General features: G+C 68.0%; 12 protein-coding genes and 1 tRNA gene. 8 read left to right on the forward strand and 5 right to left on the reverse strand.

Annotated elements, in window-relative coordinates; translation table 11 throughout:
* Window positions 1-171 precede the first annotated feature (171 nt).
* From DXK21_RS15405 to DXK21_RS15415, 3 genes are all read right to left on the reverse strand, one after another.
* Window positions 172-1,329 (reverse strand): aminotransferase, encoded by a 1,158-nt coding sequence (locus DXK21_RS15405; RefSeq protein ID WP_114818653.1) that lies wholly within the window; start codon window positions 1,327-1,329, stop codon window positions 172-174.
* Between the two features lie 859 nt (window positions 1,330-2,188).
* Window positions 2,189-2,265: transfer RNA gene (locus DXK21_RS15410), tRNA-Lys, on the reverse strand.
* 172 nt (window positions 2,266-2,437) lie between these two features.
* Window positions 2,438-2,635 (reverse strand): hypothetical protein, encoded by a 198-nt coding sequence (locus DXK21_RS15415; protein ID WP_114818654.1) that lies wholly within the window; start codon window positions 2,633-2,635, stop codon window positions 2,438-2,440.
* Window positions 2,636-2,795: 160 nt separating this feature from the next.
* Between DXK21_RS15415 and DXK21_RS15420 the strand changes: the two genes are divergently transcribed.
* The 4 genes from DXK21_RS15420 (at window position 2,796) to DXK21_RS15435 (ending at window position 10,358) form a co-directional block, all read left to right on the forward strand.
* Window positions 2,796-3,902: a CaiB/BaiF CoA transferase family protein gene (locus DXK21_RS15420; RefSeq protein ID WP_114818655.1), complete on the forward strand. Its 1,107-nt coding sequence runs from the start codon at window positions 2,796-2,798 to the stop codon at window positions 3,900-3,902.
* 96 nt (window positions 3,903-3,998) lie between these two features.
* Entirely contained in the window at window positions 3,999-4,277 is a 279-nt protein-coding gene (locus tag DXK21_RS15425) for a hypothetical protein (protein WP_114818656.1), read from the forward strand.
* A 58-nt stretch (window positions 4,278-4,335) separates the two neighbouring features.
* Window positions 4,336-6,129: an autotransporter assembly complex protein TamA gene (locus DXK21_RS15430; protein ID WP_114818657.1), complete on the forward strand. Its 1,794-nt coding sequence runs from the start codon at window positions 4,336-4,338 to the stop codon at window positions 6,127-6,129.
* A complete protein-coding gene (locus DXK21_RS15435) occupies window positions 6,126-10,358 on the forward strand; it encodes a translocation/assembly module TamB domain-containing protein (protein WP_114818658.1) in 4,233 nt (1,410 codons plus the stop codon). The genes DXK21_RS15430 and DXK21_RS15435 overlap by 4 nt, the downstream gene beginning before the upstream one ends.
* A 132-nt stretch (window positions 10,359-10,490) precedes the next feature.
* Here DXK21_RS15435 and arsC read toward each other — a convergent pair whose 3' ends face one another.
* Both arsC and DXK21_RS15445 read right to left on the reverse strand, forming a co-directional pair.
* Window positions 10,491-10,832: an arsenate reductase (glutaredoxin) gene (arsC, locus tag DXK21_RS15440; RefSeq protein ID WP_114818659.1), complete on the reverse strand. Its 342-nt coding sequence runs from the start codon at window positions 10,830-10,832 to the stop codon at window positions 10,491-10,493.
* A gap of 27 nt (window positions 10,833-10,859) precedes the next feature.
* Window positions 10,860-11,318 carry a hypothetical protein gene (locus DXK21_RS15445; protein WP_114818660.1) on the reverse strand — a complete coding sequence of 153 codons (459 nt, stop codon included), beginning with the start codon at window positions 11,316-11,318 and terminating at the stop codon, window positions 10,860-10,862.
* Between the two features lie 117 nt (window positions 11,319-11,435).
* Here DXK21_RS15445 and DXK21_RS15450 point away from each other — a divergent pair, with 117 nt between their 5' ends.
* The 4 genes from DXK21_RS15450 (at window position 11,436) to DXK21_RS15465 (ending at window position 15,910) form a co-directional block, all read left to right on the forward strand.
* A complete protein-coding gene (locus tag DXK21_RS15450) occupies window positions 11,436-12,686 on the forward strand; it encodes a hydrolase (RefSeq protein ID WP_114818661.1) in 1,251 nt (416 codons plus the stop codon).
* Window positions 12,687-12,690: 4 nt separating this feature from the next.
* Window positions 12,691-13,698, forward strand: coding sequence for an arginine N-succinyltransferase (locus tag DXK21_RS15455; protein ID WP_114818662.1), 1,008 nt, complete (start codon window positions 12,691-12,693; stop codon window positions 13,696-13,698).
* Between the two features lie 126 nt (window positions 13,699-13,824).
* Entirely contained in the window at window positions 13,825-15,240 is a 1,416-nt protein-coding gene (astD, locus tag DXK21_RS15460; protein ID WP_114818663.1) for a succinylglutamate-semialdehyde dehydrogenase, read from the forward strand.
* 136 nt (window positions 15,241-15,376) lie between these two features.
* A complete protein-coding gene (locus DXK21_RS15465) occupies window positions 15,377-15,910 on the forward strand; it encodes an endonuclease domain-containing protein (protein WP_114818664.1) in 534 nt (177 codons plus the stop codon).
* The last annotated feature ends 13 nt before the right edge of the window (window positions 15,911-15,923 follow it).

A 15,923-nucleotide genomic window follows, 5' to 3' on the forward strand; every position in this document is an offset into this window, starting at 1 on the left:
GCCTTGAATCAGTCATCTGGTGATTTGGGAATCCACTTTGTCCACACTACCTAGGCTCCCCAAGACGACCATTGAGCTGATCAAATGCAATCGACGGCGCGGCCGCCCGTTCCGGCCGCAAAACCTATCAGCAGGCCTCTGCTCTATGTTCCGATGATGCCAGGCCGCCTGTCAGTCGCCATGTCGCGCTTTTCCAAGCCGACGCGCAGCCTCCTCCAGCACTGCGTCCGGCTTGGCGAAACACAGGCGCAGAACACCGCCGCCCGCCTCTCCCGACATGAAGGCTGAGACCGGGATTCCTGCGACGCCATGCTCTGCCACCGCCCGGTCGGCGAACGCGACCGCGCTGGCCACGACGCCCGAGGACTTCAGGTCCAGGCACAGGAAATAGGTCGCCTCGGACGGCAGGACGACGAAACCTTCCGCCTTCAAGGCCTCCGCCAGAACGTCACGCGATCGCGCCAGCGCCGCCGCTTGATCGACAAAGCGCTCCGTCGGCCAGATCAGGCCTTCGGCCACCGCTGCCTGGAGATGGGGCGGGGTCGAGAAGGTGATGAACTGGTGCGCCTTGGCCGCCGCCTCCAACAAGGCACCGCCGCCCGTGATGAAGCCGACCTTCCAGCCGGTCAGGCCGAACAGCTTGCCGGCTGATCCAATCTTCAGCGTGCGTTCGAACATGCCGGGGACCGAGGACAGGGAGAGGTGGCGCCGATCGTCATAGACCAGTCGCTCCCACACCTCGTCGCTGACCGCGATCAGATCATGTCGGCGACAGACGGAAGCCACCGCCTCGACCTCTGCAGCGTCAAAGGCCCGGCCGGCGGGATTGAGCGGATTGTTGAACACCAGGACGCGGGTGCGCGGCGTCACGGCCGCCTCCAGCGCCTCTGCCGTCAGTCGCCATTCCGGCGGCGCCAGCGACACCGCCCGGACCACGCCGCCGGCCCGCCCGATCAACGGACGATAGGCGTCATAGGCCGGCTCGATGACGACCACTTCGTCGCCCGGCGTGACAGCCGCCATCAAGGCCGCCGCGATTGCTTCGGTGGCCCCGGATGTGACCACCACGTTCTCGGGCGTCAGGGCCAGACCGTCGAAGCGATTGTAGAAGTCCGCCGCCGCCGCTCGCAGCTCGGGCAGTCCCCGCGACGGCGGATACTGGTTGCTTCGCTCCCGCAGGGCCCGCGCCGCCGCCTCAAGCAGGTCAGCCGGCTCGGGACCGTCTGGAAACCCCTGCCCCAGGTTGACGGCGTCGTGCTGGCGCGCCAGCCCCGACATGCGCTCGAACACGGTGGTCGGAAGGCTGGCGAACAGAGGATTGAGGCGCATGTCCAGAGCCTACTTCAGGTCGTTCACGAACCGCCACGAAAGACGCGGGCCGCATCAGCGACCCGCAGTTTCAAGGGAGGAAACGCCTCTCGGGAGAGACACCTCAACCTCTCATGTGGCCCTGCTCAACCCAATGTAGAAATGCTGCTCGGACCGTCAGGTTTCCTCGCGCCGTCCATGTGTCGCCTGCAAAACCAGATAGACGCCAATTCGACACGCGCGAGCCTGAGGTCGTCCGGCGCAACTTTTTCATCACCCACCGGTTTACAAGTTTGGCGATCAGATTCGCGCCACTTCCGGGTCCGATCTGATCCTGGCGTCGAGCCCAAAGGCTCCGCACTGAGGCCCGCCATCCATAGGGTGGCGGGTCCTCTTCGTATTGAGTCTACTCGCGCATCATTGCCTTAAGGCCGTCGTCGAATTCGCCCGGGGCGAAGAGTAGCTGTAAGCCTTGGCTGGAAGTCAGGAACCTGTTGCACAAAGGATGTTGAAAAGCGGCGGCTTCGGCTGCGCGTGCGGTCGCCTGATCAGCACCGCAGAATTCCTTCGTAGACCACTTCCCCCGCCCTATCCGGCGGGGTTTTTCTTTTCGGCGCCTCAGCACTCCCGTGTTGTTCGGAAGCACCACAGGTCCAGAAGCGAAACAGCGCAGCCTGCGTCGCATATCAAACGTTCGCGAAGACCGGTTTGACCGCTAGCGAAACAAACTTGAGGCGAGCGGAGGGAATTTGGGCGCCGAAACGTCCTGAAACGATCTGACAAACGAAGATTCGTTGTGTCCCATATGTGTCCCAAACGCAGACCGCACGAAGCTCGCCTACGAACACCTTCAACATGGTATTGAAACATAAGGGAAAAATGGTACGCCCCCTCGGGCTCGAACCGAGGACCCTCTGATTAAAAGTCAGATGCTCTAACCAACTGAGCTAGGGGCGCACACTCTTGGAAAACAACCTCTTGGACTGCTTTCCCGCCGACAAGCGAAGCGCCTGTTTGCGGAGGCGGTTTCTGGTTCATTCGTAGCGGCAGGTCAAGGGCTACAACGCCAGAAGACGCTTATTTTGTGAGGAAATCCTGCGAGCATCCCGACCCGGATCGCACGCCAAGGTTATCCGTATTCGGTGCGGAACACGCGCCCCTGCTGACCCATCAGGTTCCAGCCCGCATTGGTCGGGCGCAGCTTGCCCGCCTTGCCGAACCGCTCCGCCAGCCCAAACACCACAAGCTGGGCGCTGTTGCCCAGGTCCTGCGTTCTGTCCACGTCGACAATGTCGAGCAGGGCGGCGATACGTTCAGCTTCGGTCACGATGGTTCCGGTCGTCCGTTAATCCTGCACACCCCGTGCAGGGTCGCCGCCCTCAGGGCAAGCAATCTTCGCGGCTCAGCTGTCGATCCGACCGTTTTCTGACGGACGCCTGGTTCGCCAGACCTGTTCAGCGCGCGTCGTTCCAGTCTAGCTTTGCGCCATGGGACCGCTCACCGGACTACGCATCATCGAAATCGACGGCCTGGGGCCCGTCACCTTCGCCGGCATGGTGCTGGCCGACATGGGGGCCGAGGTCCTGCGGCTGACGCGCGGCGGAAACGCCCCCGCCGCCGTGTTCGACGATGTCGGCGGCGAGGTGCTGCATCGCGGACGCATCGCCGTGCCGGTCGATCTGAAGTCGCCTGAGGATCGCGACAGGGTCCTGGCCCTGATCGCAAGCGCCGACGCCCTGATCGAAGGCTTCCGACCCGGCGTAATGGAGCGGCTGGGTTTGGGACCGGACGCCTGCGCCGCCGTCAACCCGCGCCTGGTCTATGGCCGCGTCACCGGCTGGGGCCAGACGGGGCCGATGGCGGATCAGGTCGGACACGACATCAACTACATCGCCCTGTCCGGCGCCCTTTATCCCATGGGCGCGGGCGATCAGCCCCCCTGCCCGCCTCTGAACCTGGTCGGCGACTATGGCGGCGGGGCCATGATGCTGGTCAGCGGCGTGCTGGCGGCGATGCTGGAGGCCAAGACCACCGGACGCGGCCGCGTCGTCGACGCCGCTATGACCGACGGCTCGGCCCTGCTGACCAGCCTGTTCCACGCCCTGCGCGCACGCGGTCTGTGGAGCGACGCGCGTGAGGCCAATCTGCTGGACGGCGGCACGCCCTTCTATCGCTGCTACGCCTGTCGCGACGGGGGCTTCGTCGCCGTCGGCGCCCTGGAGCCGCGCTTCTACGCCGCCTTGATCGCTGGTCTGCGCCTGACGCTGGACGAGGCGCCACAGTTCGACCGAGAGAACTGGCCCAGGCTTCAGGCCCGATTCGCCGCCCTGTTCGCCACCCGAGACCGTGACGACTGGGCCGCGCATTTCGCTGGAACCGAGGCCTGCGTCACACCCGTCCTGAGCCTGAGCGAGGCGACGGATCACCCTCATAATCAGGCGCGCGGCGCCTTTGTGAACGCCGGCGTCGTCCAACCCGCACCCGCGCCGCGCTTCGCCGCTGAGGCCGCGCCGGTCAGCGCCGACCGCCCCGCCAGATCTCTGGATCAGGCCCTCGCCGACTGGTCCGAACCGGCCTCGCGCCTCGTGACGTAAAAGGTTCAGTTGCGGTTCATTCTCCTTCGGTAAACAAGGCGAGGGAACCCAGCCGCGCAGACGACGTTTGCCACCCCAAAGGGGCAAGAAAACCAGATGAACCGCTTGATTGTAAAACGTTTGCTGTTGGCCGCCGGCCTGGCCGCCACCGCCGCCCTGGCGGCCTGTAGCGATCCGAGCTCGGACAACGACTACGAGGCCGTGGAAATCCAGACGGAAGAGCCCGCCGCGCCCGCCGCTGAGGACTCCGCCGCCCCCGCCGTGGCGGAAACGACGATCCCGACCGACGCCCCGCCTCCGGTCGACACCCTGCCGCCCGAACAGCGCACCTCGGAACAGACGGTGCAGCCGGAAAGCGATACGCTCTTCTACTGATTCCACCCTGAACGACGTTCGCTCCAGCTCATCGCGCTTCTGAACCCAAGGCTCCAGTTTGACGTCGAGGTATCATCTGCTTCTCGCCACCGTGGCGCTCTGGGCCGGTTGCGGCCACGCGGCCCTGGCCGCCGAGCCCAAGGCGGAGATCCGCGGCGAGATCGACAGCGAACTGCGCCGCCAACTGGAGCGGGCCGTCGGTCAGGTCGACACGCCTCCGGCCAATCGGTTCGAAGCCCGCCGCCGGGCGCGTTCCGCCATGGAATCCGCCCAGGCCCTGCTGCGTTCCGAGGGCTATTATCAACCCTCGCTTGAGGACGATGTCGAAGGCGAGGAAAAACCCGTCGCCATCGTCACGGTCACGCCCGGCCGTCGCTTCGTGCTGGCCGAAACCCAGATCAACTGGAGCGCCCCCGCCCCCGACGCCGTCACTGAACAGGTGGTGACAAAGGACCTCGCCCTGAAGCCGGGCGAGCCGGGCCGCGCCGCCGACATCCTCGACGCCGAGGGCCGCATCGTGGCCGGCCTGACGCGCGAAGGCTATGCGGACGCCAAGGCCGAACCGCGCCGCGTCGTCGTCGACCACGCCGCCTTCACCGTGCAGCCGAACTTCAACATCGCCTCGGGCGAGGTGGTCCGACTGGACGGCGTCCTGGTGCGCACCCGAGGACCGACCAACCCGGACTGGGTCGCCGACCTGGCTCCGTGGAGGGCCGGCGACCGCTATGATCCCGAGGACGTGGCCGAACTGGAACGCCGGCTGCTGGACACCGGCGTCTATGACGGCGTCAACGTGTCCCTGGCCCCGCAGGATCAGATCACGCCCGAGGGCCTGCGTCCGGTCATCGTCGGCCTGTCGGACCGTCCGCGCAGCCTGCTGGAAGCGGGCGCCACCTATTCGACCGCCGAAGGGGTGGGCGTCGACGTCTTCCGTACCCGCTACAACCGCTTCGGTCGCGCCGCGACGCTGAAGTACGGACTTCGTTTCGCCAGCATCGACAGCCGCCTGGGCGGCGAAGCCAGCTTCCCGCACTTTCGCAAGGCCGGTCGGACGCTGAAGCTGTCCTCCTACTTGGTCAACGAACAGACCGACGCCTACGACCGCAGCGCCCTGACCGTGAACGCCGACCTGTCGCAGCGTATCGGCAAGACCTCCTTCTTCACCTACGGCCTGGGGATCGACGCGGGCCGCTATACGGAAAACCGCTTCGATCCCGTGACCCAGGCGCCCATCACTTTTGATCGGGACCTGGCCATCCTGACGGGGCGCGCCATCGCCTTCATGGATCGCTCCAACGATCCGCTGGACCCGACCACCGGCTACCGCCTCTATGTCTCCGCCCAGCCGACCGCCGTGACCGGCGAGGATACAGTGCTGTTCCTGCGCACCGAGGCTCAGGCGACCGGCTACCTGCCCTTGCAGGACGGCGCCAAGACGGTGCTGGCCGGACGCGCCCGCATCGGTTCGATTATCGGCGGTCAGGAACTGACCGTGCCATCGGATCGCCTCTTCTATTCCGGCGGGGGCGGCTCGGTGCGCGGCTATTCCTATCAGAGCATCAACCCGCGCCTGCCCGACAATACCCCGCGCGGCGGCCTGTCGCTGTTCGAGACCTCGATCGAGATCCGCCGCGACATCGGCGCGAAATTCCAGGCCGTCGGCTTCATCGACGCGGGCGCCATCGGCTTCCAGGAGACGCCGAACTTCAACAACCTGCGCTACGGCGCGGGCGTGGGCGTGCGCTACAAGCTGCCGTTCGGCCCGATCCGCGCCGACATCGCCATTCCGCTGGACAAGCGTGAGGGCGACGCCGACTTCCAACTCTACATCAGCATCGGCCAGGCGTTTTGACCGACACTCCTCCGCCTCACGAACCCGAAGCGGAAAGCCCCGCCGACACGCCCGCGCAAGCGGCGAAGCGCAAGCGCACGCGCCTGCAGCTGATCGCCTTCGTCTCCGGCGTCGTGGTCGCCGCCCTGGTCGCCCTGGCCATCGTCGCCGCCATCGGCGGGCGCATGTACCTCGTCTCGGATTCCGGCCGCGAACTGGTGACTAGCTTTGTCACGGGCAAGAAGATCAGCCGCTATGGCCGCATCAATGTCGAGGGCCTGAAGGGCGACCTTTTCGACGACTTCACCCTGGGCCGGGTCACGGTCACGGATGCAAACGGCGTCTGGCTTGAGGCGACCAACGTCCACGTAGATTGGTCCTATTGGCCCCTGCTGATGCGCCGCTTCCATGCGACCGAGATCAGCGCCGACCAGATCCGCGTCATCCGCCGCCCTCTGCTGGAGCCCCGCACCGAGCCGGGCGGCCCGCAGGCCATCTCCGTCGACATAGACAAGTTCAGCGCCAACGTCGAACTGATGGAAGACTTCTCCAAGGAGTATGGCCGCTGGTCGCTGATCGGCGACGCCGAAATCCCGCGCAAGGGCGACAAGAAGGTCAACGTCAACGCCTTCAGCCTGAACCGCAAGGGCGACCACCTGCTGCTCAAGGCCGTCATCGGCAAGAACCCCGAGGACCTGCGCGTCAACCTGCGCGCCGGCGAGGCCCAGGGCGGCCCCATCGCCGGGGCGCTGGGCTATTCCCTGGACAAGCCTTTCTCCGCCGTCGCCCTGGTGAATGGCGAACTGGTCGACATCGAGGTCAAGACCGGGGACTTCACGCCCCTGTCGGTCAAGGGCCGCTACGGCAAGGACGGGGCGCGCATCGGCGGCAATGCGGACTTCTCAGGCTCGGACCTGCTGGCGCCCTTCGTCGAGCGGATCGGCCGCACCGCCCGCTTCGGCTTCGCCACCACGCCGGACAAGACCCGCGACGGCTTCCAGGGCGTGGCCTGGACCCTGACCGCTGACAACATCCAGTCCAGCGCCCAGGGCCTCATCCGGCTCAGCGACCGCACGGCCCCTGACGGCGTCAGCCTGGAGGTCACCACCCCCTCGCTCAGCCGCCTGATCGGCAGCCCTCTGGCGGGCGCCTCGGCCTATACCGGCGTGTTCAAGGGCGACGCCCAAACCTGGACGCTTCAGGGCTCCGCCAGCCTGCTCGCGGCCGATATCGCCAGCTATCGCGCCACCCGGATCTCGGGCCCTGTGAGCGTGGCCGCCAACAAGGGCCGGTTCGACGTCGTCGCCGACATTCGCGCTGCTGGCGGCTCCAATGCTGGCATCATCGGCGCCCTTCTGGGTGCGACGCCTCGCATCCAGCTGGAGGGCACGCGCGCCGTCGACGGCGCCTATCTGCTGAAGAAGATCGACGCCCGAGGCCAGGGCTTGATCCTGACCGGCTCGGGCGGCCGCAGCATCACTGGCGGCCTGAATTTCCGGGGCAATGCGGACATCACCGACGTCTCGCGCATCCGCCCCGGCGCCAAGGGTTCGTTCAAGGGCCCGATCCAGGCCGGCAAGACGCGCAGCGGACCCTGGACCATCAGCTTCGACGGACGCGGTTCGCGTCTGAGCCTCGGCATGGACGAACTGGATCGGCTGCTGGGCCAGACTCCGCGTCTGGCCATGGCCGGCTCCTACAACAAGGGCATCCTGGCCATCAACCGGGGCGAACTGACCGGCGCCGCCGGCCGCATGGGCGCCAAGGGTCTGATCGAAGGCGGCAAGATGCGCCTGGCCCTGGACTGGGACGCCCGCGGCCCGTTCGGCGTCGGCCCCGTCGCCATCGACGGCGCCATGAGCGGCGACGGCGCCCTCACCGGCACCCTGGCCCAGCCGCGCGCCGACCTGCGCGCCGCCTTTGACAAGGTCTCGGCCAGTGGTCTGATCCTGACCAACGCCGACCTGATCCTCAGCTTCCGCAAGGGCGCCGACGCCTCGGACGGGCGCATCGTGCTCAACTCCGGTTCCAACTACGGGCCGGCCCGCGCCTCGGGCAACTTCTTCCTCGGCGGCAAGCAGCTTCGCCTGACCGAGGTGGACGTCAACGCCGGCGGCGTGACCGCCCAGGGCGCCATCGCCCTGTCCAACAACTATCCCTCCAGCGCGGACATGACCTTCACCGCGCGTCAGGGCGCCTTCCTGGCTTCGGGCGAGGCCAATGGCCGGGTGCGCCTGACCGACGGCGGCGGCGATCAGAACGCCGTCCTCGACGTCACCGGCCGCAACGTCCGTCTCGCCGGCTCGACCTGGGTGGTCCGCAGCCTGTCGCTCAAGGGGCAAGGCACGTTGGAGCGCCTGCCCTTCACCCTATCCGCCGATGTCGGCGGCGCCACGCCGGTCCAGTTCAACGGCACGGGCGAGTATTCGCGCGAAGGTCCGGCCCAGACCGTCACCCTGCGCGGCGGCGGCCGCGTGCGCGAGGTCGCCTTCACCACTCGCGCCCCCGCCATCATCGCCCTGAACGGCGACGGTCGGGTCGTGCGTGTCGACCTGGGCGTCGGCGGCGGCGTCATGACCGGCGAACTGCGTCAGGACAAGTCTGGCAGCGTCATCCAGGCCGATCTGGCCAATGTCGAAATGGGCTCGCTCGTCCCCGATCTGCGCGGCCAGATCACGGGCCGCATCTCCCTGCAAGGCTCGGGCGACACCTTGAACGGCTCGGCCAACGTCGACCTGAAGCAGTTGCGCAGCATCGACGCCCCGCGCGGCCTGGCCGTGGACGGCACGCTGAACGCCGAACTGACCGACAACGTCCTGCGCCTCAAGGCTCAGGCCAACGACGGCACGGCGGTCCAGGCCTCGGCTGATGTCAGCCTGCCGGTTGAGGCCTCGGCGGCGCCGCTTCGCCTGGCGATCGAGCGCACCCGTCCCATGTCCGGGCAGATCGCGCTGAACGGCCAGATTCAGCCGATCTGGGACCTGTTCCTGGGCGGGGCGCAGTCCCTGTCCGGCCAAGTCGCCGGTCGCGCCACCCTGGCGGGTTCGCTGAACGATCCCCGGCTGAACGGGCGGCTGGACCTGACGCAAGGCGCCTTCCGCGACAGCATCACCGGCCTGCGCCTCGAAGGCGTCAGCCTGGCCAGCCGTTTCGACGACAGCCAGGCCGTGATCGAACGGTTCGAAGCCGCCGACGGCGTTAAGGGCACCGTGACCGGCAACGGCCAGCTGGGCCTGCGTCAGGGCTCGGGTTCGACCCTGCGGCTGGAGCTGACCCGCTTCCGCGTCATCGACAACGACATCGCCGAGGCGCGCGCCAACGGCGTACTGACGGCCGTGCGCGGCGCGGACGGCAACATCCAGCTGAGCGGCGACCTCAACATCGACGAGGCCAACATCTCGCCCAACCTGCCGGGCTCCAACGGCGTGGTGAAGATGGACGTGGTCGAGATCAATCGCCCTGGCGGCGATCCGGTCGAGGTCGAGACCCAGGGACGCGGCCCGCAGATCGGCCTCAATCTCAATCTGACCGGGCGCGAAATCCATGTGCGCGGGCGCGGCCTGAACGTTGAACTGACCGCCAATGCTCGCGTGCGCGGCACCATCACCCGCCCGGTCCTGACCGGCACGGCCAATGTCGTGCGCGGCGACTATGAGTTCGCGGGCAAGCGCTTCGTCTTCGACGACAGCGGCTCGGTCATCCTGTCGACCGATCCGGCGCGCATCCGCCTGAACCTGGCGGCGGTGCGCGAGGACCCGGCCCTGACCGCGACCATCAAGGTCACCGGCACGGCGGCCCAGCCCAAGATTGAGCTGACCTCGACCCCCTCCCTGCCCCAGGACGAAATCCTGTCGCAGGTCCTGTTCGGACGTTCGGCCTCGCAACTGTCAGGCTTCGAGGCGGCCCAGCTGGCCTCGGCCGTGGCCTCCCTGGCCGGCGGCGGCGGCTTCGACGTCATCGGCAACCTGCGCGAACTGGCCGGCCTGGACCGCCTGTCCTTTGGCGGCGAGGCGTCCAGCCTGACGGTCGCCGGCGGCCGTTACATCACCGACGACGTCTATCTGGAGATCATCGGGGGCGGCGAAGGCGGAGCGGCGGTCAACGTCGAATGGCAAGTGCGCCGCAACCTGGCCGTCAGCTCCAAGTTCGGCGGCGAAGGCGACGCCAGCATCTCGGTCCGCTGGCGCCGCGAAAGCGACCGCCCCGGCGGCGGCGCGGCGGCCGACCGGCGTCGCAACCGCAGTCGCTAGCCTCTAGCGTCATCCCGGAAGCGGCGTAGCCGCTATCCGGGACCGCAAGATATGCATCCGCCAGCATCCTGAGCGCTCCCGGCTCTCCGTCTCGCTAACGCGAGCCTGCGGCCGGGATGACGGAAATGAGTGTTAGAGGATTTCCAGAATGCTCTCGACCGGCCGCCCGATCCGCGCGCCCTTGGGCTTCTGGACGATAGGCCGCTCGACCAGCACCGGCTCGGCGATCATGGCCGCGCGGATCACGTCATCGGACGCGCCGCTCTCCAGCAGTTCGCCCGTCTTGGCCTCGCGCTTGCGCAGCATCCCCGCCAGACCGACGCCCGTCTGCTCGGCCAGCCGGTCCAGCGTCGCCGCGTCCCAGCCGGTTTTCAGGTATTCAACCACGGTCGGCTGAACGCCCTTCTCCTGCAGCAACTCCAACGCCTTGCGCGAGGTCGAGCATTTCGGGTTGTGGAAGAGGGTGACGGTCATGGCGAAACTCCTGTCTAGAGCCCTCACCTAGACCTTGAGGCCGCACCGCGCCATCGCCGCCGCACCGCGCAGCCCGCCGACATGCAGGACGGCGCACGCCAGCATGGCCGTCGCCGCAATCCTCCCGCCCCAGGCCGGCACCCCCGCCACGCCCAGGGGCGCGCCCACCAGCAGGCTGACGCCCGTGGAACTCAACTCATACAGCGCCCAGGCCAGGCCGAAGACCGGCAGGATGCGGTTGGGCCGTCGCCACTGGGCCCAGCCCAGACCTGCCGCGATCAGGGCGAAGAAGACGGCGAACCCCGTCGTCGCCCCCCGGAACTCGGCATAGGCGGCGTCCGAGGCGTACCAGACCAGGCCCGCCTGCATCAGACCCGCCCCAGCCCACACCCAGAAGCCCACGGCGCTGAGGCGCGCCATCGCCGCCGCTGTCGCTTCCGAATCGACGGGACCGAACGGATTGGGAAAGCTGAAACGACGGTTCATGCGCGACTCCTCGACTGCGGCGGCAAACCTATCCCGCGCGCGCCCGCTTTCCCAAGGCCGCGAGCGAGAAACCGCCCCGCCTTCACCTTTGCCCGGCCCCCGTCTAGTGTCGCCGTTATGCGGATCGAACCTCACGACCAGGCCGTTCTCGACCACGTCGCGGCCCACGGCGACCTGATCGTCGCGCGGACCATCGACTGGGCCCATATCAACTCCGGCAGCCGCAACGCCGCCGGTCTGGCGCGGATGCTGGACGTGCTGGAGGCCGAGACGCGCCGCCTGCCCGCCGCCGTCGTGCGCGTGCCGACGCAAGGATCGACCACCGTGGCCGACAACGGCGCCGTGATCCCCGAAAGCTACGCCGACTGCCTGACCCTCACCGCCCGGCCCGAGGCGCCGATTCAGGTCGTCCTGACCGGCCACTACGACACCGTCTTCCCCGCCGACAGCGCCTTCCAGACCGTCGTCACGCGCCCCGACGGCGCCCTGAACGGACCCGGCGTCGCCGACATGAAGGGCGGAATCAGCGTCATGCTGGCCGCGCTGGAAGCGTTTGAAACCCACCCTGACAAGGCCCGCGTCGGATGGACCGTGCTGCTCAGTCCCGACGAAGAGATCGGTTCGCCCGCCTCGGCCCCCCTGCTGGCCCAACTGGGCGCGCGCGGCCACGTCGGCCTGACCTATGAGCCAGCCCTGTCGGACGGCACGCTCGCCGGCGAGCGCAAGGGCAGCGGCAACTTCCACCTGATCGTCACCGGCAAGGCCGCCCACGCGGGCCGCGCCTTCCATGAGGGCGCCAATGCGGTCGCCGGCGCCGCCATCATCGCCGCCCGCCTGCACGGCCTAAACGGCCAGCGCGAGGGCGTCACCGTCAATGTGGCCAAGATCGCGGGCGGCGGCGCGCTGAACGTCGTGGCCGACAACGCCGTGGTCCGCTTCAACGTCCGCGTGCCGGATCAGGCGGCCTCAGACTGGATCAAGGCTGCGGTGCGCGCCATCGCCGCCGAGCCCCCCTTCCCCGGCCTGACCCTGGACCTGCACGGCGGCATGACCCGCGCGCCCAAGCCGATGGACGCCAGCCAGACCGCCCTCTTCCACGCCGTCCGCGACGCGGGCGAACTGCTGGGCCAGACCATCGCCTGGAAGCCGTCAGGCGGCGTCTGCGAGGGCAACAACCTTCACGCCGCCGGCCTGCCCAACGTCGACACCCTGGGCGTCGTCGGCGGCGAGATCCATTCGGATCAGGAGTTCGCCTGGCCCGCCAGCTTCATCGAACGCGCGCAACTGTCCGCCCTGATCCTGTGCAAGATCGCCTCGGGCGAGATTGACGCGTTGAAACTGAAACAGCTCCGACTGGAGACCATGTAACCGCATGCTCGTTGTTCGCCCCGCCGGTCCCGCCGACCTTCATCACCTGCTTGAACTGGCCATCCTGTCCGGCCCCGGCTTCACCAGCCTGCCCGAAGACGCCGACGTCCTGAGCGAGCGCCTGGAACTCAGCCAGGCCAGCTTCGAAGGCAAGATCGCGCCGGAAGAAGCCTGGTACACCCTGATGCTGGAGGACGGCGACACGGGCGACATCGACGGCATCGGCTCGGTCAAGGCGACGGTGGGGCTGAAGCGGCCCTTCTTCAGTTTCCGCGTGGTCAACAACACCGTCCAGTCGCCGTCGCTGGGCGTGAAGCTGAACCACCAGACCCTGGTGCTGGTGAATGAATGCACCGGCTGGACCGAGGTCGGCTCGCTGTTCCTCAAGGCCGACCGCCGCAAGGGCGGCGCCGGGCGCCTGCTCAGCCAGTCGCGCTACATGCTGATCGGCGCCCAGCCCGAACTGTTCGCCGACAACGTCCTGGCCGAGTTGCGCGGCGTCTTCACGCCCGACGGTTACTGCCCCTTCTGGGACCATGTGGCGCACAAGTTCTTCCCCATGGACTTCGACGACGCCGACCGCATGACCGGCTCGACCGACAAGCAGTTCATTCTCGACCTGGCCCCGCGCCACCCCATCTATGTCGAACTTCTGCCCGAACCCGCCCGCGCCGTGATCGGCAAGGTCCACCCCCAGGGCGTGCCCGCCATGGCCCTGCTGGAATCCGAGGGCTTCCGCCCCAACGGTCTGGTCGACATCTTCGACGCCGGTCCGACCGTGGCCTGCGGCCGCGACAACATCCGCACCGTCCGCGACGCCCGCGTCCTGACCGCCCGGATCGAGAAGGATGTCGAGGTCGAACTGCCCAGCCTGGTCTCGACCGACAGCGTCTCGGCCTTCCGCGCCGTCCGCGCCCGCGTTTTGGTCGACGGCGACCTGGCCCGCATGACCCCCGACGTCGCCGCCGCCCTGAAGATCAAGGACGGCGATACGGTTCGGGTGAAGTCGTGAGCCCCGCCGCCTTCTTCCTTCTCCACTCTCGACGTCAGCCCATCGCGCCCCCATTTCCACCCGCCCCCTCATCCGAGCGGCTTCGCCGCCCACCTTCTCCCGCAAGGGGAGAAGGGGAGAAAACGCATGACCCACTTCGTTTCCACCAACCCCGCCACCGGCGAAACCGTCTGGGAAGGCGAAGCCGCCACCCCGGAACAGGTCGGCGGCGCCGTCGAGGCCGCCCGCGCCGCCTTCCCCGACTGGGCCGACCGCCCGCGTCAGGACCGCATCGACGCGGTGAAACGCTATCAGGCCGTCCTGAAAGAGCGCGCGCCCGAAATGGCCGAGGCCATCAGCCGCGAGACCGGCAAGGCCCTATGGGAGACCAAGACCGAACTGGCCTCGATGGCGGGCAAGGTCGACATCTCGATTCGCGCCTATGACGAGCGCACAGGCGAGCGCTCCACCGAAACCGCCTTCGGTCGCGCCACTCTGCGCCACCGTCCGCACGGCGTCTCGGCGGTGCTCGGCCCGTTCAACTTCCCCGGCCACCTGCCCAACGGCCACATCGTCCCGGCCCTTCTGGCGGGCGACACGGTCGTGTTCAAGCCGTCCGAGGAAACACCCCTGACCGGCCAGCTGATGGCCGAATGCCTGGACGCCGCCGACCTGCCCCAGGGCGTGTTCAACATGGTGCAAGGCGGACGCGACACCGGCGCAGCCCTGCTGGACCAGCCGATCGACGCCCTGATGTTCACCGGCTCGGGCGCGGCGGGCGCCCACTTCCGGCGCAAGTTCGCCGACGATCCCCACGTCATCCTGGCGCTGGAGCTAGGCGGCAACAATCCGCTTGTCGTCTGGGACGCCGCCGACGCCGAAGCCGTCGCCGGCATCGTGGTCCAGTCCGCCTTCGTCACCACCGGCCAACGCTGCTCCTGCGCGCGGCGCCTGATCCTGCCCGAAGGCGCGGCGGGCGACGCCATCGTCGAGGCCGTGGCGGCCATGTCCGACCGCCTGAACTTCGCTCCCTGGGACAGCGATCCCGAGCCCTACGCCGGGCCTCTGATCTCGGAGAAGGCGGCCAGCAACGCGCTCGCCGCCCTGCAACAGCGCATCGACGCGGGCGCCAAGGTCATCCGCGCCTCCGGCCCCGTCGACAACCTGCCCGGCGCCTTCGTCAAACCCGCGATCATCGACGTCACCGGCGTCGCGGTCGAAGACGAGGAAATGTTCGCCCCCTTCCTCCAGGTCATCCGCGTTCCAACCTTCGACGCCGCCATTCAAGCCGCCAACGCCACCAAATACGGCCTGTCCGCCGGTCTGGTCAGCGATGACGCCCTGAACTGGGACCGCTTCATCAACCGCATCCGCGCGGGCGTGGTGAACTTCAACCGCCCGACCACGGGCGCTGCGGGCGACATGCCCTTCGGCGGCCTCGGCGCCTCCGGTAACCACCGCCCCAGCGCCTACTACGCCGCCGACTACTGCGCCTACCCGGTCGCCAGCTTCGAGGCTGGCGCCGTCAAGAACATCGAAAGCGAGATCAAGGGGCTGCGCTGATTTCCTCTCACCCCGCCTTACCCCACACACAAAAGCCCTCCCCCTCGAGGGGGGAGGGTTGGGAGGGGGTGCGCCCGCGCGGTTTCCCGCCCATACGCAAGAGGCTCCACCCGACCTCTGGACAAGGTCACTCAGCATGACCCGGTCCGAGCCCCTCACCACCCCATCTCGCGTCGCCCCGCGTGAACGCACGCGCGCTCGCCGCCTTCGCTCCGCGCCCACCTGGACCGAAGCCAAGCTCTGGGACCGCCTGCGCCATCTACCGATCCGCATCCGGCGTCAGGCCCCGATCGGTCCCTATGTCGTGGACTTCACCTGCCTGCGCGCCCGACTGGTGATCGAAGTCGATGGCGGCGTCCATAGCCGCACCGACGTCGCACTACGCGACCTGAAACGCGACGAATGGTTGGCGAGCGAGGGCTATCGCGTCCTCAGGATAGACAGCCGCCGCATCCCCGGCGACCTCGACGCCGTCGTCGCGGAGATCACCCAAGCCATCCGCCTCAAAGCCCCCCTTCCCCCCGAGGGGGAAGTGGCTGGGGGATGGGGGGAAGCCGCAACGCATCAGGAAATGACGCAAGAGGCGCCGCCCCGTCTCGCGCGATCCACCAACAAGCCTCCTGCCAACACCCCCACCCAACCCTCCCCCCTCGAGGGGGAGGGCTCATGAGCATCGCCATGCC

The sequence above is a fragment of the Brevundimonas bullata genome, assembly GCF_003350205.1.
GTDB classification, from domain to species: domain Bacteria; phylum Pseudomonadota; class Alphaproteobacteria; order Caulobacterales; family Caulobacteraceae; genus Brevundimonas; species Brevundimonas bullata.

Coding starts and splice junctions, on each gene's coding strand:
- DXK21_RS15465 (WP_114818664.1), top strand. CDS start 15,377: ATGACCCGGTCCGAGCCCCTCACCACCCCATCTCGCGTCGCCCCGCGT.
- DXK21_RS15420 (WP_114818655.1), top strand. CDS start 2,796: ATGGGACCGCTCACCGGACTACGCATCATCGAAATCGACGGCCTGGGG.
- DXK21_RS15405 (WP_114818653.1), bottom strand. CDS start 1,329: ATGCGCCTCAATCCTCTGTTCGCCAGCCTTCCGACCACCGTGTTCGAG.
- DXK21_RS15455 (WP_114818662.1), top strand. CDS start 12,691: ATGCTCGTTGTTCGCCCCGCCGGTCCCGCCGACCTTCATCACCTGCTT.
- DXK21_RS15445 (WP_114818660.1), bottom strand. CDS start 11,318: ATGAACCGTCGTTTCAGCTTTCCCAATCCGTTCGGTCCCGTCGATTCG.
- DXK21_RS15450 (WP_114818661.1), top strand. CDS start 11,436: ATGCGGATCGAACCTCACGACCAGGCCGTTCTCGACCACGTCGCGGCC.
- DXK21_RS15425 (WP_114818656.1), top strand. CDS start 3,999: ATGAACCGCTTGATTGTAAAACGTTTGCTGTTGGCCGCCGGCCTGGCC.
- arsC (WP_114818659.1), bottom strand. CDS start 10,832: ATGACCGTCACCCTCTTCCACAACCCGAAATGCTCGACCTCGCGCAAG.
- astD (WP_114818663.1), top strand. CDS start 13,825: ATGACCCACTTCGTTTCCACCAACCCCGCCACCGGCGAAACCGTCTGG.